Genomic DNA, 22117 nt, shown 5'->3' with positions numbered 1-22117 from the left:
GCCCACTATTTGGGTAAACTGTTCTCAATAAAAGGAACTTAAAGAGTCACAATGAAAAAATTAATTATACTATCGCTGTTATTGTTTACCTCGTTTAAAACACTTGCCATAAATGTTGTTGATATTGCAGTGCCAGATGAGTTTGTAACAACCATGGAAGTAACTGATGAATACCCACTTGTTAAAACTGGGTATTTAACGCAGTCTATTTCCTCCATTACAGACTTTTATCAGCAACAATTAGGTGACCCATTGAAGATAACCGGCAGTGAAAACTACCGCACCCTTTATTACAATTACCAAAATCGTAAGGTACGTATTAGTTTATACCACCGTAACTATGTGACCGAAGTGAGTATAATGATTGAAAAAACGTTATAAAAAACACAAATATAACCACTCATTTTCATACTCAGTTAAGGTACTCTTTTTAAATTAAATGTTTTTTAAAATTAATACGTTAATCTCTCTTTTTACCCTTTAAAAACAATTTTTAAGCCCAAGGTCTATTTGTAAGCAAATACATTTACTAACAAGTGAAAGGAGTTAATTATGAGTAAGACCTTAATTATTGGCGCTAGTGGTCAAATTGGTAAAATGACAACGGAGTTATTACTTAAGAACGAACAAAATGTTACCGCCCTTGTTCGTGATAAAACTAAGCTAAGTGATTTAGAAAGCCCGTTTTTAAATATTGTAGAGCAAGATTTAGAAGGTGATTTTAGTGAAGCTATTAAAGGTTGTGATCAAGTAATTTTTGCGGCTGGTTCTGGTGGAAGCACCGGCGACGACAAAACACTATTAATTGATCTATGGGCTGCAGCAAAAGCGGCTAATTACGCAAAAAACAATAACGTTAAGCACTTTATTATGGTCAGCTCAATAGGTGCAGATAACCCTGACGCAATAGAAAGTGATTTAAAACCATACTTAGTTGCTAAGCACATGGCCGATGAACACCTTGCCACTAGTGGTTTAAATTACACCATTGTTCGCCCGGGTACGCTCACTGATGAAAGCGCATCAATGAAAGTGACAAAACAGCGCCCTGATGACCAAGATAAGGCTAAAATTAGTCGTGAAAATGTAGCCAATGCACTGCTGCATATCGCAACCAATTCGTTTGAAAAGAACCGTATTTTTGAATTTTTTGACGGTGATACTGCCATTAAATCTGCGGTTAAATAGCCAAAGTGCTCCATTAACAAAAGCGTTAATGGGGCAACACTTTCAACTATTAGCAAGTAAACTGAACAGCTAACACTCAAAACAAGCTGCTAATATTTAATTCAAAAAGAACAAATCATTTAGATACGCCACAACAGCCATAAAGCTACCCCAAACAATTTACCCTCTAACCACGTCAACAACTGCAAACCAAAGCATTGTCTACAAGAGTTAACAAATTAGCAATAGAATCCCTTCACGATAAGCCTCAAGTGAGCAGCGCTCTGTGACCTAAACGTAACCTATTATCCCTCCACATTTCAAATTTTCTTCTCGTAAAGTCACTTTACTGTATTAAGTTTGAGCACATTAAATTATTAATAAAAAATCATTAGTGAGGAATATAGAAAACAGGGCCTTAATCTGTTAAGTTTATGTTATGTATATAGATAAAAAAGCTCCTTAAGGGAAATGAAAACAAAGGAATTAAAGTGAGCGCTACATTTAAAATTATTTTTAATGGCCAACTACAGCAACATGCCGATATTTCATTGGTACAAAAACAACTTAGCCAATTTTTAAATATTCCCCACACTATTGCTATAAAGTTGTTTGATGGTAAATCCTACGCATTAAAAAAAGATCTAACGAGTATTGAAGCCGTTAAAACAGAGTCGTCACTAAAAAAAATGGGCTTAATAACACGAGTTGAACTGCATCAATCTACCGCTCTTACAGCAAAGCAGTACCCTATAGCGTTAAAAAAATTAACAAAACATGATGATGCAGAAGAACATAAAACGTCTAATTCAAAACGTACACTACTGCAGAAAAAAACTAATTCTATACAAACTATAATTACGCGTTACAAAAACGACAAAGTAAAGCTGCAGCGCTCTTCACTAAAAAGCCTACTCTATCTTTGCTATATAGCTCTGTTAGTTATGACAATTACGGGCCTTACTATTAGCTATAATTTGCTTTCAAATACAATGAGTGAATCGCAAAGTAACACGTTAACAGGCTTAACCTACCAAGATTACAAACAGTACATAACTGACCAAAAGGTAGTTAGTAATCAACAAAAAACGAATTTGAGTGCCAATAATAATGCACAACTAAGCCACGATAGCGAGCAGTTCAATCGTTTTTCTCTATTAATTAACAGCTATGCCGACAGTGTAAAGCAGCCTAATATTGAAAAAATGGGAGGAGAAAAATTAAACCTTCGCCTGCAAGAAATAGACGACTTAGGTGAGAAAAATGCGTTTTGGTTGCAACTCATTAATTTAGCAAAAAGTTTAAATAATGACGCACATACAATGATTACACTCAATAATACAGATCCAAATAAAGTACAATGGATCAACGCCGTAGACTGGATAAGCCAGCGTTATATTAGGCAACAGCAAAATGGCAACGCACACCCTAAAGTAAATCAGCCAAACAACGCCGTAATTAACTTAACGCTATCAATTAGTGTTTTATCACTACTTATATTAATGATCATTGTGATAAAAATGAAGCTACGCACAATAAAAGAAACATAATAGCTTTTATTAACCACATAAAAAAACCCGCAACTTGATTGCTCAAGTTGCGGGTTTTTTAGGGTTTTTAAACAAACGAATTTAAAAACCGTTATTGGTGGAGCTGGGGGGATTTGAACCCCCGTCCGAAAAGCCTCGACCGTCGGTACTACATGTTTAGTATTGTCATTTAATTAACCTTTAAATCCCGGACAAACACGGTAAGTAAAGGCGAGGCCGCTTAGTTTTAACGCTTCAACCCCGGCCAGGGTTTCCATCGCGATCAGGTGTTAGGGTGACACTCCAGAATCCAGTCCACAAGAATACATGGAAGGAGCGCTAGCCAGCCTAAGCTGCTAGAGAGTAGTTATCGTCGTTTGCGATTACTTTAGATTGCGGCTTTTTTACGAGGCAAACCGCACCTCGACATGCACCTTGGGCTTCTTGAATTCCGTCGAATCCTAATCAGCCCCTGAATTAGTAAACTCATTCAGAGCGTGCAAGCAGTATAACTGAGTAAAGTGATGATACTCAAGGCTTAATAACGCTTTATTTGATTTACACAGGCTAACTGCATATTTAGCAACCAAATTAGCAATAATGTATTAGCCACAGTAAACATTTACTTAACAATATGGTAAACCTGTGTTCAAATAAGGGATTAGCCAGCTAGTGCTAAAGGTTTAGTTGTAACTGTAAAGGTTAAGAATAATAACAGGCATAAGAAGTAGGGATTTAAAATGTCGGTTTTTTCATTAGATAAAAATACAGGGTGTGTTTCTTTAATTAAACATCCTATTGATAGCGGTTTTCCGGTCACAAGCACTCAATTAATTGAAATGTTTGAACAATCTGAATTTGGCGAGTATGAAACTATTACAGCTAATATCGGGAAACTTTTTGCGCCTTCTAAAAACCACAAAGAAGTATCTTTAGTGATTGCTAAAGCAGTGGATGCCACTATTGCTATTAATATTGATGAAAAAAATATGGTCGCAGAGGCCACTATTACTACAGCTAAAGGTGGATCACTGTTAACAATGGAAGATGCCCAAGAGGCGCTTAGCCAAGCAGGTGTAAAAAAAGGGATTAGTCCGCGTGCGCTTGATAGTTTTTTAGGCCAACAGTTTGAAAAAGCTTCAGGTGTGGCATATAGCGCTATTGTAGCCCATGGCCGCAATCCAAAAGAAGGTAGCGATGCTAAATTTGTTCGCCTTTGTTCAACAGCACAAGATCGCGTTTTAAGCCCGCAAGCAACTGCTGGCGGTAAAGTTGATATGAAAGATCTTGGGGCTATCATTACTGTTAAACCGGGCACACCTCTTATGCAACGTATAGCCGCCACCCAGGGTGAAGACGGATACACGGTGTTTGGCGATATTATCCCTGCTTCGCCAGGAAAAGAACTTGAACTACAACCCTTTGAAGGGACAAAAATAGACCCAACAAACCCTAATTTACTGATTGCAGATTGCAAAGGCGTTCCTGTTGCGCTGCCACGTGGAATGCGCGTTGACGACGTTTTATGTTTCGATAATGTAGATGTAAGTACAGGCCACATTGATTTTGACGGCAGTGTAATTATTAGTGGCGATATAAAAGACGGAATGCGAGTAAAAGCGAAAGGTGACATTACTGTTTTAGGCTTTGTTGAATCAGGAATTGTGCAGAGCGAAAGTGCTGTAACTATTGTATTAGGTGCCATAGGCCGAAACCGTGAAAACGAAGAAGCATTTACTTGCCGTATTTCAGCCAAGCGTACAATTTCTATAGGCTATGCTCAATATTGTGACATTAAGACTGAACAAAGTTTATTCATAGAGCGCCAAGTATTACATTGTGACCTAACAGCTAAACGTTTAATACGTGTTGGCAAAGCCGATAACCCTCGTGGCAAAATTATTGGTGGTAATATATTTGATGCAATGCGGATTGAAACTGGTGAATTAGGTGCGCCTGCTGGTACTAAAACGCGTGTGTTTTTAGCACAAAATTGGTTTGAACTGCGTGATAAGCAAAGCCAAATTAACGACTTTGAAAAGGTATTAAGTACTAAATTACTGGAATTAAAAAATGCCCGAACTAAAGCAGAGAAAATAACTAACCCTGCTCAGCGCAAGCAATTTACTGATAAAATTACGGCTAACGAAAAGCAAGTGAATGCCCGCTCTCGTCATGTTAAGCAACAAAAAGCACTCGTAAAAAGAAAAATAGCCCAGCTATTAGCTTCTAGCCGCTTAAAAGTGAACGAATTAATGCACCCTGGTGTGGAGCTTAAAATAGCAAAAGAAACTAAACAGTTTTCGCGTATTTATCCCCCCCACTTCGTGAAATTATCTGAGGGTAAAATTACTCAGTCGTTTTAGGTTCCTTGGCGGCTTCATCATCGTCACTCTCATCGAGTGGCGCAAGCGGCCAACCGCCTAACTCTTGCCAACGGTTTACAATTAAACAATATAATTCAGCAGTGCGTTCTGTGTCGTAAAGTGCCGAGTGTGCTTGACTGTTATCAAATTCAATTCCAGCCGCACGACAAGCCTTAGCTAATACTGTTTGACCTAAAGCAAGCCCTGCTAGCGTTGTTGTATCAAAGCTGACAAATGGATGAAACGGTGTGCGCTTTATATTATTACGCTCAATAGCCGCATTTAAAAAGCCATGATCAAACGCGGCGTTATGCGCCACAATAACAGAACGCTGGCACCCTGCTGCCTTTTGCGCTTTACGCACGACCTTACAAATCTCTTTGATAGCGTCTTCTTCTGCGACTGCACCTCGTAATGGCGAAAATGGGTCAATGCCGTTAAACTCAATTGCTGCTTGCTCAATATTTGCGCCTTCGAACGGCTCAACGTGAAAATGCACTGTTTGATCTATGCTAAGCAACCCGTCATCATCCATTTTTAAAACAGAGACTGCAATTTCAAGTAATGCATCTGTCTCTTTGTTAAAACCAGCAGTTTCAACATCAATAACAACAGGAAAAAAGCCACGAAAGCGTTTTGCGAAAAGGGTTTGCTCAGTATTTGCCATAGTATTCTTGGTTTGTAGGTATAAGCCTTCTATTATGTCAAAAGTAGGTGCCGTTCGGCTAGGGACTTTTACCTATTATTTATGCCTATGATTATAGGCATACAATTTGCTTTAAGTGATACTAGCTAAGTGTTAACTGCTATATAATATGGCAGTACTGAACAAAGCCAAATTTTTGGCGTGTCGGGTTTACGGGGGAGTCTTTGATGAAATTAAAGTTATTATTAATGAGCGTTAGTATTAGCTCTGCGCTATTGAGCGTCAGTGCACATGCGGCCATGCGTAATTACTCTGCAAATCAAGACAGTTCAAATTGGGAAGTGGTTAAAACAACACGTTTGCAATGCCAGTTGAACCATGAGGTACCTTACTATGGCGAGGCTATTTTTAAAGCATCGGCGAGTAAAAATAAAAACCTAACTTTCAATTTAGATATGGTTGTTCGCCCTGAAAATTACGCCATTGCAGGGCTTAAAGCAGTTCCTCCTTCTTGGCGCTCTGGGCTGCCAGCACGCGACATAGCAAATATGAAGCTACTTAAAAAGTTTGATGGTGAACTCGGTAATCAAACTGCTTGGGAAATGCTTACAGAACTTGAAAAAGGGTTTTACCCCACTTTTTATTACCAAGACTGGCAAAATAGTGCCGATAAAATTGCCGTTGGTATTTCAAGTGTAAACTTTAAGCAAGCCTATTGGGCCTTTTTGCAATGCCGTGACGAACTATTACCTTACAGCTTTGAGGATATTTCGTTTACAGTGATGAACTATCAATCTAATAGCAGTAAGTTAACTAAGTCATCCCAGCAACGCCTTGATAAAATTGCTGAATATCTAAAAAACGATTCAACCATTGAGTCCATTAGTATTGATTCTTATACCGACAGTTATGGCGGTCGTTGGAACAACTTAGACCTATCTCGTAAGCGTGCAAAAGCGATAAAAGATTATATGGTGAGCTTAGGTGTGGATGAAAATAAAGTAAAAACAACGGGGTTTGGTGAAAAACGTTTTGTAGACACCAACGATAATATTTTAGGCCGCGATAAAAACCGCCGTTTAATCATTCAAATAGCTAAAATGTAGGGGGGTTACTTAATTGACGAGGTTACAGACTTTGCGCCGTAATTTAATTAATCGCTCTCGATTAAACACATTTTATGCCGCAAAGTTAAACACGCCCTAGCGCTTACTTTTAGTTTTTAAGTATTTATCACCAAATTGAAAAAAGCCTAAACTAATTACAATAATAGCAGCGCCAATTATTAGCTCTTTACTTAGTGGCTCGTTATTAAGCCACGCACCTAACCCTATTGCAAAGCTAGGTGTAATAAGTGTTGTTAACGCAACGGTGCTCGCGTTTAAGTTTTGTAAAACATGAAAATATGCCAATGCCCCTATTAACGACCCAAAGAGTCCTAAATAACCAATTGCCCAAAGCGACCTTAAATTCCAGTTTTGTATATTAAGCTCACCATCAAGCACCCACCACGCAATAAAAAATAATGGCGTTACAAATACTAGTGCACCAAATGTTGTGGCCATAGGGTGAATTGCAATTCTCACCCGCTTTATCATCACACCGCTTAAGCTAAAAAAGCACACAGCCATAAATACATATACAAGCCCAAGTCCCTGAGTTTGTGAGTTTTGTACTTGGTTATAGCTTACAAAATAAAGTCCGACTAACGCACTTGCTAAAGCAATGAGTTTTATAAAACTAAATTTAGGCTCGTTTAATAGCTGTTGAGCAAGCAATCCAGATAAAATAGGAGCTAATCCAAACATAAGTGAAATAATGCCAGAGGGCACTGTTCTAGCCGCCATATAACTCAATAACATGCCACCAAAAATACCAATACTTGAGTAAGCATAGAGTAGGCAAGCTTGCTTACTCCATGGCACTCTCACATTAGTGACTGCAACGACAAGCGCACCAATAAATAGCCCAACGAGCATACGCATTAACACCGCTAGTGATGGCGAAACACTCTCACTGCTCCACACAATACCCAGCGGTGTGGTGGACCATATAAGAACCATTAAAAAATAAGAAACTTTAACAGGCACGTACCATTCCTTTGTAAGTTGAAAATAAGGCGAGTGGGTTTTAAGGGAAAAAGCCAGCTAAGAATATAAATAAATTAGTTACAGTACAGGTACTTAACTGTCAGTTTAATCTTAAGATATAAACGCTCAATAACTAGTAATAGAATTATACGCTGTAAAGGGTTTATGAATAGATATTTAATCATATTAAAGATTAAAAAATGCTTAAATATACAGCTGTAAAATGTAAGTTACATTTTATTTAATGCCATTTATAACAAAACTATTTGAGTTTTACCGTTCTAGTTATATGGTGCGTGTAAATTAATAATAATTAAGGTAATTAAGTGCTCAAAAATAAAACAACAGGCAGCATGTTAATTGTAGCTGGTACCACTATTGGTGCTGGTATGCTTGCTTTACCTATCGCTTCTGCTGGCTTAGGTTTTATGACTGCACTTGCACTCATTGTTGCAAGCTGGATATTAATGACTTACACCGCCTTGCTTATGCTAGAGCTACACCAGTTTGCTCCTCGTGATGCCACGTTAAATACACTTGCTAAACGCTGGCTTGGGAAGCGCGGTCAATACATTGCCAATTTTTCAATGGTGTTTTTATTTTATGCTTTATGTGCAGCTTATATCGCAGGCGGTGGTGCTCAGCTTCAAGAGCGGATCAACCTTGGATTTGAATTAGAAATTGCCCCCCAATTTGGCTCCGTTATTTTGGCGGTCATTATTGCAAGCGTGGTTACACTAGGGACTAGCAAGGTAGATAAATTTAATAGAATACTCTTTTCAATCAAGGTGATTGTTTTAGCTTGCTTATTTTATATGCTTACGCCTTATGTACAAGCAAAGCACTTGCTCGAAATGCCTGTTGAGCAAGGGCTAATATTATCGGCAATTCCTGTGGTATTTACATCTTTTGGTTTTCACGGCTCTATCCCATCAATTGTTAAATACGTAGGCCTTGACGTAAAAGTTCTGCGTAAAGTGATGATTGCAGGCGCAGCATTGCCCTTGGTGATTTACATATTTTGGCAACTATTAAGCCAAGGCATTATGAGCCAAAGCGATTTACTCAATAGTGAGGGCTTAAGTGGTTTTGTAGCCAGTGTTGCAGGTATTGCACATAATCCAAATGTATCTATAACGGTGAAATTATTTGCTGATTTAGCGTTAGCGACTTCATTTTTAGGTGTAAGCTTAGGTTTATTTGATTTTTTTGCTGATGCATTTAAACAAGGAGATAACAACCAAGGCCGTGTTATAACAGCGCTTATTACATTTATTCCGCCTTTAGGATTTGCTCTTTTTTACCCGCAAGGCTTTATAATGGCCCTTGGCTATGCCGCCATAGCTTTAGTTGTACTGGCTGTATTTTTACCTGTTGCTATGGTTTATAAACAACGCGCCTCAACTAGTTCCGACACTGGTTATAAAGTACGCAGTGGTCGTACAGGCCTATTGATTGCAGCGTTATGTGGTGTGCTAATAATTACTGCGCAATTTATGCAAATGAGTGGGTTTATACCTGCAATTGGTTAAAGCTTGCTTTTGTAACACCAAAATTTAGTTAATAAAAAACCGCACACCATGATTAATGGAGTGCGGTTTTTTTATATTAGCTAAGTTTATTTACAAACGTCAGCAACTGCATTTGCAAAGTAATCAAGGTTTGCTTTGCTAACACCGGCTACGTTGACACGACTTGAGCCAACAATGTATATGCCGTACTCTTTTTGTAATCGCTCAATTTGCTCTTTATTAATACCCAAGAACGAAAACATACCGTGTTGACGTTCAATAAATGAAAAGTCTTGCGCTATGTCTTTTGATGCTAAGCTTTCTTTAATTAAACTACGAAGGCCATTAATACGTGTACGCATTTCATCAAGTTCAGCATGCCACATTTGCGTAAGCTCTGTACTGCTTAAAATAGTGTTAACAATATCAGCACCATGTGCCGGAGGCATTGAATAAATGCTACGTACCACACTTAGCATTACTGAGTTTGACACATCAGCTGTCGCACTGTCTTTTGCAATTAATGAACATGCACCGATACGCTCACGATATAAACCAAAGTTTTTAGAGCACGATGAGCAAATAATTAACTCTTCAACGGCATCAGCTAAAATACGAAGTCCGCGTGCATCTTCTTCTAGTGAAGAGCCAAAGCCTTGGTAAGCTATATCTACTAATGGTGTAAAGCCAACTTCTTTAGCAAGCTCTGCTACTGTGTTCCACTGAGCTTCGTTTAAATCCATGCCACTTGGGTTATGACAGCATGCGTGTAATAGCACTACATCACCCTTTGGCACTTGCTTAAGGGTATTGATCATCTCATCAAATAGCAGGTCTTTATTTTCGTAGTCGTAGTATGGGTATTCTTTTACGATTAAACCCGCAGCTTCAAATAAACTAATGTGGTTTGCCCAAGTAGGTGTAGTAACCCATACAGTTGCATCTGTATTACAACGCTTAATAAACTCAGCAGCAACACGAAGTGCACCTGTACCACCTGGTGCTTGTGCTGTACGCACGCGATTTGCTAATAATGCTTGGTGCTCACCAAGTAATAGCTGTTCCATTTTTTGACAGTAGTCTAAGTTACCTGCTAAGCCAATATAAGATTTGCTTGTTTCATTTTCTAAGCGAAATGCTTCTGCTTTCTTCACTGCGTTTAATACAGGTGTATTACCGTGCTCATCTTTATAAACACCCACACCTAAATCAATTTTATTAGGGTTTGTATCTTTTTTATAGGCCGCCATAAGGCCAAGAATAGGATCGGTTGGTAATGGTTTTAATACTGAGAACATGGGCTATCTCTTATCTATATTTATGGGTTAGCAATTAAGCTTAGCTTAACATAAAAGCACATCACGTTGACTAGTGTTATTTACACGAGTGAGTGAGGAATTTTAATACAACACGCAATTAAAATGGCCAAAACTTTGTCATCAAAAAAGTCATAATCAAATGCTTCAGCATCAATAATACCTACACACTCATTTTGGGCATTAAATAAAGGCAAACATACTTCAGATTTAACTTTAGGGTCACAGGTATAATACTCTCCACCTTGTGCTAAATACTTCCCTACATTATTAATAATGCGACCTTTTTGTGATAACGCCACTTGAACATTATTACTTCCTGCAGCAAAGGCCTCTGTAAGCGGAAATAGAGGGCGGCTAGGTACACCATGATAAGCAAGCTTTAAAAGTTGTTTACCTTCGTCTGTGTCTGTTGATTGATAAATACCATACCAGTCAACACCCGTTTGCGCGTGTACATAGTTAACAATACTTTGCAGCTGTGCAAGCTTGGTATTGCTATCTTTATTTATAAAATCAGCAAGGTTAAAAGGCTCATCTTGCAAGTAACCAAATAAGCTACACGCCCCGCCTTCACCTAATTCAGGTATTTGATACTGCCAACGCGTTTCTGGTAAAGATGTATGCGCTAGATAGTGCTCAAGCTTTTCAAGCTCGGCTGAAATTAAGTTTGCATTAACGCGCAAATGCGCTTGCGTTAAATAAGAAGAAATCATTTGGCCATCCATACATCTAAGTTGCCAGAAATGATAGCATGGATATTTTCACAGAGCTAGATCAACTTATAGGACATTTCAACTTGGTTACCACTGGCGTTATATGTAACTTTTTCTGCAATTTCCTCAAGCAGTGAAAGACCTCGCCCAAATTCATTATTGCCACTCATTTCATCATTTGATTGGCTACTGAATCCCCTTCCCGAATCACAAATGATAAAATACAAACTGAGTGTTTCTGGGCAGTAGCGTATATCAATAATGATCATGGCATCTTTTAACTCATTTATGGCTTTCTCACGCATTTCATAAAACTTAAAAAAACCGTCTTCTTGCAGCTTTATTGCGGAGTCTAATCCTAAAACACCATGATCAAGTGAATTATTGTAAGCTTCAGAAAGGAGTAAAAAAATGTTTGAGCGATGGTCATTTAATCCCTCAATACGACTAAGAATATTGACAATATCGTAGACAGGATCGGTTTGCTTAATTTGCTTTGAATTAAGGCTTAATGACAAATTGAAGGCAAGCGTTGAAAAAGGCTCTCTCGGCTTTTCTTCCACCTGCAAAGGCAAACAGTTAAGCAAGACAATGCTTACATCATCTTGTTGTTGTAAGCCCTGCGCAAAATCACTCACATCAGCAATTATATCTTCACAAGAGATCATGGGCTTACTTTTTAATGATGCTATAAAACGTTCTTCGGCAAAAAACTCGTCCTGCTTATTAGTGGTTTCTATTATGCCGTCGGTAGCAAAAACTAAACGTGTATCACTATTTACTTCAAAATGTATTAAATCGTACTCAAATTCATGTTTGTCTAATATACCCAATGCCATGTGTTGAGACTCTAATGTCTTTTCTATATTACCTTTAGTATTGATCAAATATGCATCGGGTAAGCCACCAAGCCACGCTGATATACTTTTTCCTGACGCACTGAGCTCAACAATGGTAGCTGCGCAAAACATATGCCCCGGTAACAGGTTGTAAAGAAGTGTATTTAGTTCAAAGGCAATATCATTAACGGCTTTACCTTTATTTACCATTGTATAAAATGCGCGAGATACAGGGAGTGCACCAATAGCAGCCGCTAGGCCGTGCCCGGTAAAGTCACCCAGCATACAATACAAGTTACCTATTGGACTTTGCGCAACTAAAAACATGTCTCCATTAAACATGGACGCTGGCGACAAATTAAAGTCGAGATACTGCTTAAAATCATCTTGATTCTCGAGCGAATTATTAAATATATGCTCAACTATTTCGTGTTCACGTTCAATTTGATTATGGTGATACTCGAGCAGTTGCTTTTGTTGGTTGGCTTTTTTACTTAGCTCACGAGTTCTTCTATGAGCTTTAATTTTTGCGTGAAGAATAACTTTATCAAATGGTTTGTGGATAAAGTCATCTCCGCCAACTTCTAAACATTTTTCAAAACTTGCTTTGTCGTCTAACGAAGTAATAAAAATAATAGGTAAATAAACTTCACTGTATTTATTTTTTATTATTTTGGCTGTCTCAAAACCATCCATAACCGGCATTATTACATCGAGTAACACAATGTCTATGGCTTCATGCTCAAGGACTTTAATTGCTTCTTGGCCGTTGAAGGCCATCGATACTTGATAACCTTCATCTTTGAGCATTTGACTTAATAAAATACGGTTTAATGCCTGATCATCGACAATAAGAACGTGTGCTGCCATTAGCTAATATCAAATTTCTTATCGAAGCGCGATATTTGTAATATTTTTTTCAGCTGTGGCTGGCAATTAGTGATTTCAAACACAGTCACTTTATCTTCTAATGTTTTTTTCATATTTAAAAGCATGCCTAGTGCAGAACTATCCATATAGTCAGTTTCTCTTAAATCTACAATCACTTTGTTAGTGCTACTGTCTATCTGAGCATAGGCTTGGCGAAAAGACTGCACTAAATTAAAGTCAAACTTTCCCTTTATTTGTATTGTTAGCGCTTTCCCATCGGCTGATGTACGGGTAGTTAAATTCATCGATTTCTCCGTTAAATGTATCTTTGATTAAATATAACCTGTTAAAAGTATTTAGCAAAAAGAAAAACACACAACAGCAAATTTGCTATTATTTACGCCATTATTTAATACATTTTGACTGAATAAGGTAAACCATGACAGATAGTCACTTAGTATATTCAACAAGCACTGGACGCATTGACCAGCCAAAACCAGAAAAAGAGCTTGATATTAAGCTTTTCAAAGATGGGTTTGTTCGTATTGAGCGTCAAACAAAAGGCCGTAAAGGTAAAGGCGTAATGCTTGTTGTTGGCATAGACCCAAAAGAACATGACTTAAAAAAGTTAGCTAAAACAATAAAAAGTAAAATGGGCCAAGGTGGCGCTGTAAAAGAAGGCGTTATAGAAGTCCAAGGCGATGACCGAGATAAGTTAAAAGCAATTTTAGAGGGCTTAAAGTTTAAAGTGAAAATTGCGGGTGGTTAACCCGCAATTATAAAGCTACATTACTTTTTTAAATGGTACTTCACCCAGCTTTAAATATAAGTCTGGTAAATCAGACTCAGGGATTGGCCGGCTGTAATAGTACCCTTGCACTATAAAACAGTTGTTGTTTTGTAAAAACTCAACTTGCTCTATGGTTTCTACCCCTTCAGCAACCACATCTAAATTAAGCTTTTGAGCCATTGCTATAATAGCGGCAGTAATCTCCATATCATTGCTATCTTCTGGGATATCTTGCACAAATGAACGATCTATTTTTAGTATATCTACCGGGAAGCGTTTTAAATAACTAAGCGAAGAATACCCCGTTCCAAAATCATCAATTGAAATAGAAATACCTAGTGCTTTTAGCTCATGAAGTTGAGCAATAGCAGCCTCTACGTTCCCCATCAACATGCTTTCAGTTAACTCTAAATGTAATCGTTTAGCCGATACGCCCGATGTAATAATCATCTTACTTAGGGTCGGCACAAGATTCGAATCTTTAAATTGGCGAGCAGATAAGTTAATCGATACGTTATTTTCACGGTTTTGCTCTGTCAATCTCACAACGAAATTACATGACTCCTGTAATACCCACTCACCTAATTCAACAATAAGCCCTGTCGCCTCAGCTACAGGAATAAACTTATCTGGCGGTATTAGACCTTCTGTTGGGTGGAACCATCTCAATAATGACTCGTATCCTACAACCTTTTGAGTACGGCTATCTATCTGCGGCTGATAATAAACCACAAACTGATCTTCTTTTAACGCAATACGCAGCTCGTTTTCAATAAATAATCGCTCATTTGCGGCTGCATTTAGCTCTTGGCTATAAAAGTGGAACGTATTACGCCCTTTCTCTTTGGCCTCATACATTGCTAAATCCGCGTGTTTCAGAAGCTGATCTTCTTCAAGGCTGTCATATGGCGCCATAGTAATACCAATACTCGCGCTTATAATTACTTCGTTATTTCCTAGCATAATTGGCATATTAAGCGTTTGCTGTATTGTATTTGCTACATCGGTTGCGTGCTCTTGGCTTTCAATTCCACTGAGTAATACTGCAAACTCATCGCCGCCTAAACGTGCAATCGTATCTTCCGATCTTAGGCGCTTCTTAAGTCTATTCGCAACCTGTATTAATAATTGATCGCCTGCGTCATGTCCAAGGGTGTCATTAATTCGCTTAAATTCATCTAAATCAAAGTAAAAAAGTGAAAATGCATAATGACCACGTTCTGCAAGCGCAAGAGATTTACGTAACTGCATTCTGAAGAAGGTTCTGTTAGCTAAACCTGTTAGCGTGTCAAAATAAGCGAGCTGTTCCATTTTACGCTGGCTTTCTTTAACAAACGAGATATCTTGTGCGGAAGCAACATAACTTGTGATATTACCGCCTTCTTCTCGTATCGGTGAAACGCTCAATGAAACCCAAATTGGCTGTTTGTCTTTGCTTTCAATTAACGTATCACCGCGCCAATAGTTACGACTACGTAGGTCTATATCAATATCTTCAACCAAAATAGCCATATCAGACGCAATAATGTTTAAAAGTGGTGCTCGAGTGAAATGACTCTCTGGATAACCTGTCATCTCTAACATTTTGGGATTAACGTATTCGATAACAAAGTTCTCGTCAGTTATAACAACACCTGTGCCAGAGAAAGCGACTGCTTTTGATAATCGATTAGCTGCTTTTTCGGCTATTTCTTTTTCAGTTATTCGCTGGTTAAGTCCATCAATTAATTTACGAATTTCAACCGACATATCTTTAAACGAACCGTTAAGCGTACCAATTTCGTCTTTATTCTCTTCTGGAAATTGAGTATCTAGTTTACCCTGACCAAAGCTCGATACCGCATAAACAAGTGAATGCAATCGGCGTAACACAAGATGCTGCAAGGCTTGATGCAATAACAAGGCAACTAAAATAGCGTAAAGAATAAAAAGACCAAAAAACTTAAGTTTCAAATCTTGCAGAGCAGACAATGTAGAAGAACGCTTTTTATAAACCCCTATGTACCAATCTAGCTGATCAATTTTTTGAATATTGATTAAGTGTGCCTCGTCATTTTGTAAAAAAGAACTTGCATATTCTGGAAGCTTTGTCGCAATTGCCTCACTAATAATTGACTTGAGCTGAGGGTTTACAAACTCGTCCATAGCCACTTTTTTATTATTTTTTCCGTATTCAGCAAGTAATGAAGCACTCAAATCTGGGTGGGCTAATAATTGGCCTTTACTATCAAAAACAAGTAAGTTTTTTTCTTTGTCACCTATAGGTAAAAAAGACACGAGTTTATTAAGCGTAATATCACTGCCTGTAACCCCTATAAATTCATTATTCGAATAAATAGGGACCAGTAAACTGATCACCCAATCATGCCATACCCTATCGTAGTAAACCTTTGACCATTCAGGTTCTACAGAGTTGCCTAAACTTTCGCGAACATACTTGTAAGTTGAACCACCGCTTACTCGAAAATCAGCAGGAGCATTTAACGCCCAATTAGGTGGCGATATTCTGATAAAGTCATCATTGGTTATAAGGTAAAAATTGTAGAAGTCATAAACCAATGTTGGTGAAATAACATCCCATAGTGCTTCAGAGTTATTGAATAACTGTTTGTAAAAAGGTGTGTACTTTTCTTGTGGTAAAAACGCGGCAGATAAACCATCAGATGAAGCACTTCGAATAGTACCATCACTATTAAACTGTAGTTGCGCTTTACTGGTTAGATCAATTGGGGAGTTTTTTTGAAATAACTGCTCATTAACTATGTTGTTAGCCTGCTTGGCAATATTAACTTTTGTTTCTATTCGTTCTTTAAATTGCCTTACTAATAAATCGGTCGAGCTTTTTAGTACTTCGTGCTCTTCAAAAACCAGCTGCTTTTCCTCAGATTTAAGCATAAAAAAGGCAGCACAAACACCCGCAATTAAACAAATTGAGGATATGAGTAACGACAATTTCACACTTAAAGAGTTTATTCCAAAACGCGATGGAGGGCGTCTATATAGCACAAGCCAACCTTAATTATTAATAGTTGTTATTATTTAGCTGTTAATGAAATATACCAGATTCAAATTCATTATTATAAATTTTTTGTAAACTTTATAAAAAAATTACAAAAGTTGAAATAATCAATACTTAAGCACTATCTTAGTAAAGTATGTTATTGACATTACCCCTAACTCTCCATACATTAACTGCATGAACATATTTTATTCTCGCATTATTTTTTCTTTTTTTAGCTTCTTTATATAAAAGAGGCTGGCCTGTTTGTGAGATAAATCAATCGAATAGTAAAGCCTCCCAACCGGGAGGCTTTTTTGTATATGCTGCATTGACGCAGATGACTTTTGGAATGAGGAACCCCAAAATGACCAATGATGTATTAAACACATTAAGACATGATATAAATGAAATAGACTCTGACTTACTCGTACTCCTAGCTAAACGGCGCCGTATTAGTCATGGTGTTGTTGAATATAAAATTGCAAATAACAAGCCTATTCGTGATGAAGCCCGTGAACTAGCACTACTAGAAAAATTAATTGGTTATGGCAAGTCACTTGGCTTAGATGCGTATTATGTAAACAATGTTTTTCAAACAATCCTAGAAGACTCCGTATTACACCAGCAAGCAATGCTGCAAAAAAACCTAAACCCTGATGCATTAAGCGAAACACACCGTGTTACTTATTTAGGTGGACAAGGCTCATATAGCCAACTTGCTTGCCATAAGTACTTTAGCCGTCGCCCCGGCAAACTCGTTGAAATTGGGTGTTCATCGTTTGAAGAAATCACCTCCAAGGTAGAAAGCGGGCAAGCAGACTTTGGATTACTTCCTATTGAAAATACCAGCTCAGGCAGTATTAACGAAGTATTTGATTTACTACAACACGCACAAGTATCTATTGTTGGTGAAGTGACACACAGTGTTGAGCATTGCTTATTAGCTAAACCTGATACACAACTTGAACAGCTCACAAAAGTATTTGCTCATCCACAACCCTTCGCACAATGTAGCCGCTTTTTACAAGGGTTAGGGGATTTGCAGCATGAAACATGTGACTCAACATCTTCAGCGCTTCAATCTGCGCTCAGCACACCAAATAGTGCTGCAATTGGCTCCGCTCAAGCTGGTAAAAATGTAGGCCTTGAAGTTATTAAATCAAACTTAGCTAATCAAAGCGAAAACCACAGCCGCTTTATAGTCGTAGCGCGTAAGCCTTTGCATGTGTCGAATCAAATACCAACGAAGACCAGCTTGATCATGTCGACCAAACAACAAGCCGGCTCACTTGCTGATGCACTGATGATTTTCAAGCAACACAAAATAAACTTGGTAAAACTGGAATCACGCCCTACCCCAGGCAACCCGTGGGAAGAAGTATTTTATGTTGATTTAGAAGCAAACTTGGCTGATACCCAAGTAAAAGAAGCGCTAGAGGAACTTAAAGAACATACCCAATATGTGCGCATATTAGGTTGCTACCAAAGTGAAACATTACAAGCTGTTAGTGTGAATACTTAAATATAGGCTATTCAAAAGGAGGCACAAAATGTGCCCCCTTTACATTTATTTTAATGTAAAGCTAGTCGAGCACCTTAGCGTCATTCGCTTTATTAAGTAAACTGCGGCTTTGTGTTAAAAAATGCGCAGTTGAGTCTGAAAAATATGATTTAGCATCTGCAAATGCCTCCATTAAGGCTGCTTTATCACCTACCCTAAGCTTTTCAAGCGTTTGAGCAAAGGTATCTTGGTATTGAGCCAACAAACTTTCAACGTCATCAAACTGAGCCAACATTATATCGGAATAAAGCTCAGGCGATTGCGCAAACAAACGCCCTACCATCATTAGCTCTAATTGATATATCGGCGACGAGCAACTTCGTAACTCTGCTAAAGTATGGCTTTGTTTTGCTAAAAACTGCCCATAAACAAACGTTGTTAAATGTCGCATTACCTGAATTATTTGCATGGCTTCATCATGTTTTTTAGCATCTAGCTCTACAAGCTGACACCCCCACACTTGTAACTGCTCTAATAGCCCTTTTGCCGCCTTATGCTCCCTTCCCTCACATACAACTACCGTTTGTTTTACCCAATGTGAAATATCAGGCCCAAACATAGGGTGTAAACCAACAACTGGACCACTATGAGCTGCTTTTAATGCTTTAATTGGCGATTGCTTTACTGATGTAATATCTACGAGCAAACAGTCATCATCTAGTTTTGGTAGTTTAGCAACTACAGACTCTAAAGCATTAATAGGTACACTTATCATTACCAGTTTTGCACCGGTTAAAATGCTTTGGGCATCATCTTGCTGCTCTTTATCTAATATTTTGACGTCATAACCTGAGCGCATAAATTGTTGAGCAAATAACTGCCCCATCGCCCCTTGGCCGCCCACAATAACAATAGGTGAAAGTGATGGCGCTGCACACGCTAACTTAGCCTGTTGATTTTGATATGCTTCACGCATCATCCGTCTGAGAATATCTTCAACTAGATCAGGACTTACATTTTGATTAATTGCTTCTTGGCGCCTAGCCGCTAGTAATTCAGCTTCACGCTCTGGTGCATGTAAAGGCGCACCTGTTTGCTGTTTGATTTCACCAATTTTTTGGGTAATACCATTACGTTTAGCTAGTAAGGCAACAAGCTGCGCATCGCATTCATCTATGCCTTGTCTTAGTTGGGCCAAATCACTCATATTTGCCACGTCCAATCCCACCTTGAAAAAATCATATTTCGTAAATTTATATTTACATAAAAGTAAACTAATCAATACGATAAATACTAACAGGATACGTTAGACGTTAAAAGGGCTGATCACATATAGCAAGGTTAAAACCAACGGTGAATTCATGTTATCAGTCAGATTATGAGCAACATTTCAAAAGCTTTTGAAGGGAATGATCAATGAGTCTTCAGTTTTTTAGTAGTGAGCTAAATATCGATAAACCCATTGCGTAAAAACAATAAAAAATTTTAAACCTAAGCTGTAGTAAATAAAAAAGAAAAACGTTTTTTGAGTCAATTTATTTCAAATACGTAATAATGCCTGCGCCACTCAACATTACAATAAAAATCTAGACCGCTTAAAAACGAAAACGGGTTGCAATCCGAAGACTGCAACCCGTTTTTTGCGTTGATAAACAGCGCGTATTAGTTAAGTTTTTCTCTAATACGTGCAGATTTACCAGAACGCTCACGTAAGTAGTAAAGCTTAGCACGGCGAACTGCACCGCGACGCTTAACTGTTACGCTATCGATAAGAGGGCTGTGCGTTTGGAATACACGCTCAACACCTTCACCGTTCGAGATTTTACGAACTGTGAATGCTGAGTGAAGACCACGATTACGCTTAGCGATTACAACACCTTCAAAGGCCTGTAGACGCTCTTTAGCACCTTCTTTTACTTTTACCTGTACAACCACTGTATCACCAGGGCCAAATGCAGGTACGTCTGTTTTAAGCTGCTCTTCTTCAAGCGCTTTAATAATATTTTGGTTTACTTTTGCCATTATGTTTCTCACTTTCCTAGGTGTAACTGTCTTCTAGCCACAAGCTTTTTGGTACTCTTGCTGAAATTCTGCGAGTAATACCGCTTGCTCCTCAGTCAGAGCTAGGTTATGCAACAAGTCAGGACGTCGTATCCAAGTTCTGCCTAATGACTGCTTAAGCCGCCACCTTGCTATCGCTTGGTGATTACCACTGAGTAATACAGCAGGAACTTGTTTGTCGTCCAATGTTTCTGGTCGTGTGTAGTGAGGGCAATCTAGCAAGCCATCCGAAAATGAATCTTGCTCTGCTGATTGGTTATGACCTAACACGCCTGGCACCAATCGCGCTACTGCGTCAATTAATGTCATGGCAGGTAGTTCACCACCACTCAAAATAAAATCACCAATTGACCATTCTTCGTCAACGTATGACTCTATTATTCTCTCATCTATACCTTCATATCGACCGGCAATCAAAATCAGTTTGTCAGAGTTAGCGAGTTCGCTAGCCCCTTGCTGATCAAGTTTGCGCCCTTGTGGGGACATATAAATTACTTTAGCACCATCACCTGCCACTTTTTTAGCGTCAAGAATAGCTTTTTCCAATGGTTTAACCATCATTAACATACCTGGTCCGCCCCCGTAAGGACGGTCATCTACAGTTCTGTGCTTATCTAAAGCATAGTCACGTGGATTCCAGCAGTTAAAATCAATTAATCCATTTTTTACTGCGCGACCAGTAACCCCTTGTTGGGTAATTGCGTCAAACATGTCCGGGAAAAGGCTTATCACCCCAACCCACAATGAACTAGTTTGAGTCATTAAAACCCAGGGTCCCAGTCTACGGTAATTTCTTTTACGTCGTATTTAACATCTTTGATAACTGAATCAGTTAAAAAAGGTATTAAACGCTCCGATTGACCAAATGCATCTTTACTGTTTGCTTTCACAACCAGTACATCATTTGACCCTGTCTCCATCAAGTCATCAACAGTGCCTAAGTTATAACCTTTATCAGTTACAACCGACATGCCAATGAGATCTCGCCAATAGAACTCACCTTGCGGTAGTTCTGGTAATTGCGTTGCATCCATTGAGATTTCTGCATGGGTATAAGCCATTGCTTCGTCTCGATCGTTTACTTGCGCAAATTTAGCGATAAAGCCTTTGTTGTGGCGACGCCAGTCGACCACTTCTAAGGACTGCCATTTACCTTGTTGCCCTATCAACCACGGGCTGAAATCGAAGATCCCTGCGGGATCATCAGTAAATGAATGTACCTTAAGCCAGCCCTTTATACCATAAGGGGCGCCGAGCTTTCCTACGACAATTATTGATGAGGTGTTCTCTTGACTCATGGTTACACTTACGCCTATTAAGCCGCTTTACGAGCGTCTTTAACTAATTTAGCTACACGATCTGAAAGACCTGCGCCTTGACCTACCCAGTGATCTACACGAGATAAATCTAAGCGAAGTTTTTCTTCCTGACCCGAAGCGATTGGGTTAAAGAAACCAACTTTCTCGATGAAGCGACCGTCACGCGAGAAACGGCTATCCGCAACCACAATTTGATAGAAAGGGCGTTTTTTAGCGCCACCACGTTGCAAACGAATAGTTACCATACCGTCCTCTAAATAGATTGACTGTTTTCATTAATAAGATTTACTCCCCAGTATGGGGAGCCGGTGAATTGTACGAGTTTTTAGCAATAACGCAAGTAAGAAGTGAAGCAAAAAGCCAGTTTAGTAGGTTAAACCGTGATCTAGGCTAAA

20 protein-coding genes and 1 other RNA gene are annotated in these 22117 nt (G+C 38.6%); 8 read left to right on the top strand and 13 right to left on the bottom strand.

Going from position 1 to position 22117, the window contains the following annotated elements; genetic code table 11:
- Positions 1 to 51: 51 nt before the first annotated feature.
- The 3 genes from ATS72_RS00720 to ATS72_RS00710 all read left to right on the top strand — a co-directional run bounded on the left by ATS72_RS00720 (position 52) and on the right by ATS72_RS00710 (position 2717).
- Entirely contained in the window at positions 52 to 381 is a 330-nt protein-coding gene (locus tag ATS72_RS00720; protein ID WP_058428578.1) for a hypothetical protein, read from the top strand.
- A 171-nt stretch (positions 382 to 552) separates the two neighbouring features.
- Positions 553 to 1188, top strand: coding sequence for an SDR family oxidoreductase (locus tag ATS72_RS00715; RefSeq protein ID WP_058428577.1), 636 nt, complete (start codon positions 553 to 555; stop codon positions 1186 to 1188).
- Between the two features lie 470 nt (positions 1189 to 1658).
- Complete coding sequence (locus tag ATS72_RS00710; RefSeq protein WP_058428576.1) at positions 1659 to 2717, top strand: hypothetical protein; 1059 nt, start codon at positions 1659 to 1661, stop codon at positions 2715 to 2717.
- A 95-nt stretch (positions 2718 to 2812) separates the two neighbouring features.
- Here ATS72_RS00710 and ssrA read toward each other — a convergent pair.
- Positions 2813 to 3169: a transfer-messenger RNA gene (gene ssrA, locus ATS72_RS00705) on the bottom strand.
- 267 nt (positions 3170 to 3436) lie between these two features.
- On the opposite strand from ssrA, the gene ATS72_RS00700 reads away from it, so the two are divergent.
- The gene (locus ATS72_RS00700; protein WP_058428575.1) at positions 3437 to 5062 is read left to right on the top strand and encodes a DUF342 domain-containing protein; all 1626 of its coding nucleotides are present in this window, start codon (positions 3437 to 3439) and stop codon (positions 5060 to 5062) included.
- On the opposite strand, the gene rnt is transcribed toward ATS72_RS00700, so the two are convergent.
- Complete coding sequence (gene rnt, locus ATS72_RS00695; protein ID WP_008132506.1) at positions 5046 to 5729, bottom strand: ribonuclease T; 684 nt, start codon at positions 5727 to 5729, stop codon at positions 5046 to 5048. The genes ATS72_RS00700 and rnt overlap by 17 nt on opposite strands.
- Positions 5730 to 5935: 206 nt before the next feature.
- Between rnt and ATS72_RS00690 the strand changes: the two genes are divergently transcribed.
- Entirely contained in the window at positions 5936 to 6814 is an 879-nt protein-coding gene (locus ATS72_RS00690; protein WP_008132510.1) for a flagellar protein MotY, read from the top strand.
- A 96-nt stretch (positions 6815 to 6910) separates the two neighbouring features.
- On the opposite strand, the gene ATS72_RS00685 is transcribed toward ATS72_RS00690, so the two are convergent.
- Entirely contained in the window at positions 6911 to 7798 is an 888-nt protein-coding gene (locus tag ATS72_RS00685) for a DMT family transporter (protein WP_058428574.1), read from the bottom strand.
- Positions 7799 to 8124: 326 nt separating this feature from the next.
- Here ATS72_RS00685 and ATS72_RS00680 point away from each other — a divergent pair, with 326 nt between their 5' ends.
- Positions 8125 to 9330 carry an aromatic amino acid transport family protein gene (locus ATS72_RS00680; RefSeq protein ID WP_074210141.1) on the top strand — a complete coding sequence of 402 codons (1206 nt, stop codon included), beginning with the start codon at positions 8125 to 8127 and terminating at the stop codon, positions 9328 to 9330.
- An 86-nt stretch (positions 9331 to 9416) separates the two neighbouring features.
- On the opposite strand, the gene ATS72_RS00675 is transcribed toward ATS72_RS00680, so the two are convergent.
- The 4 genes from ATS72_RS00675 to ATS72_RS00660 all read right to left on the bottom strand — a co-directional run bounded on the left by ATS72_RS00675 (position 9417) and on the right by ATS72_RS00660 (position 13355).
- Positions 9417 to 10607, bottom strand: coding sequence for an amino acid aminotransferase (locus tag ATS72_RS00675; RefSeq protein ID WP_058428573.1), 1191 nt, complete (start codon positions 10605 to 10607; stop codon positions 9417 to 9419).
- Between the two features lie 80 nt (positions 10608 to 10687).
- Positions 10688 to 11341 carry a GAF domain-containing protein gene (locus tag ATS72_RS00670; RefSeq protein WP_058428572.1) on the bottom strand — a complete coding sequence of 218 codons (654 nt, stop codon included), beginning with the start codon at positions 11339 to 11341 and terminating at the stop codon, positions 10688 to 10690.
- 56 nt (positions 11342 to 11397) lie between these two features.
- Positions 11398 to 13050, bottom strand: coding sequence for a fused response regulator/phosphatase (locus tag ATS72_RS00665; RefSeq protein WP_058428571.1), 1653 nt, complete (start codon positions 13048 to 13050; stop codon positions 11398 to 11400).
- Positions 13050 to 13355 carry an STAS domain-containing protein gene (locus ATS72_RS00660; protein WP_006794681.1) on the bottom strand — a complete coding sequence of 102 codons (306 nt, stop codon included), beginning with the start codon at positions 13353 to 13355 and terminating at the stop codon, positions 13050 to 13052. The genes ATS72_RS00665 and ATS72_RS00660 overlap by 1 nt, the downstream gene beginning before the upstream one ends.
- Before the next feature lie 134 nt (positions 13356 to 13489).
- On the opposite strand from ATS72_RS00660, the gene ATS72_RS00655 reads away from it, so the two are divergent.
- Positions 13490 to 13819, top strand: a complete 330-nt coding sequence (locus ATS72_RS00655) for a translation initiation factor (RefSeq protein WP_010555944.1) — start codon at positions 13490 to 13492, stop codon at positions 13817 to 13819.
- Between the two features lie 15 nt (positions 13820 to 13834).
- On the opposite strand, the gene ATS72_RS00650 is transcribed toward ATS72_RS00655, so the two are convergent.
- Positions 13835 to 16846 carry a bifunctional diguanylate cyclase/phosphodiesterase gene (locus ATS72_RS00650; protein WP_058428570.1) on the bottom strand — a complete coding sequence of 1004 codons (3012 nt, stop codon included), beginning with the start codon at positions 16844 to 16846 and terminating at the stop codon, positions 13835 to 13837.
- A gap of 359 nt (positions 16847 to 17205) precedes the next feature.
- Here ATS72_RS00650 and ATS72_RS00645 point away from each other — a divergent pair, with 359 nt between their 5' ends.
- Positions 17206 to 18363, top strand: a complete 1158-nt coding sequence (locus tag ATS72_RS00645) for a chorismate mutase (protein ID WP_008132528.1) — start codon at positions 17206 to 17208, stop codon at positions 18361 to 18363.
- A 61-nt stretch (positions 18364 to 18424) separates the two neighbouring features.
- On the opposite strand, the gene tyrA is transcribed toward ATS72_RS00645, so the two are convergent.
- From tyrA to rpsP, 5 genes are all read right to left on the bottom strand, one after another.
- Complete coding sequence (gene tyrA / locus ATS72_RS00640) at positions 18425 to 19558, bottom strand: bifunctional chorismate mutase/prephenate dehydrogenase (protein WP_058428569.1); 1134 nt, start codon at positions 19556 to 19558, stop codon at positions 18425 to 18427.
- A 446-nt stretch (positions 19559 to 20004) separates the two neighbouring features.
- Positions 20005 to 20364 carry a 50S ribosomal protein L19 gene (gene rplS, locus ATS72_RS00635; RefSeq protein WP_008132530.1) on the bottom strand — a complete coding sequence of 120 codons (360 nt, stop codon included), beginning with the start codon at positions 20362 to 20364 and terminating at the stop codon, positions 20005 to 20007.
- A 33-nt stretch (positions 20365 to 20397) separates the two neighbouring features.
- Entirely contained in the window at positions 20398 to 21165 is a 768-nt protein-coding gene (gene trmD / locus ATS72_RS00630) for a tRNA (guanosine(37)-N1)-methyltransferase TrmD (protein ID WP_058428568.1), read from the bottom strand.
- The gene (rimM, locus tag ATS72_RS00625; RefSeq protein WP_006792802.1) at positions 21165 to 21701 is read right to left on the bottom strand and encodes a ribosome maturation factor RimM; all 537 of its coding nucleotides are present in this window, start codon (positions 21699 to 21701) and stop codon (positions 21165 to 21167) included. Before rimM ends, trmD begins: the two co-directional genes overlap by 1 nt.
- A gap of 17 nt (positions 21702 to 21718) precedes the next feature.
- Positions 21719 to 21967: a 30S ribosomal protein S16 gene (rpsP, locus tag ATS72_RS00620; protein ID WP_006792801.1), complete on the bottom strand. Its 249-nt coding sequence runs from the start codon at positions 21965 to 21967 to the stop codon at positions 21719 to 21721.
- Between the last annotated feature and the right edge of the window lie 150 nt (positions 21968 to 22117).

This window comes from Pseudoalteromonas sp. 13-15 (genome assembly GCF_001468205.2).
In the GTDB taxonomy this organism is placed as follows: Bacteria; Pseudomonadota; Gammaproteobacteria; order Enterobacterales; family Alteromonadaceae; genus Pseudoalteromonas; species Pseudoalteromonas marina.
This window is presented reverse-complemented; position numbering and strand designations above follow the sequence as displayed.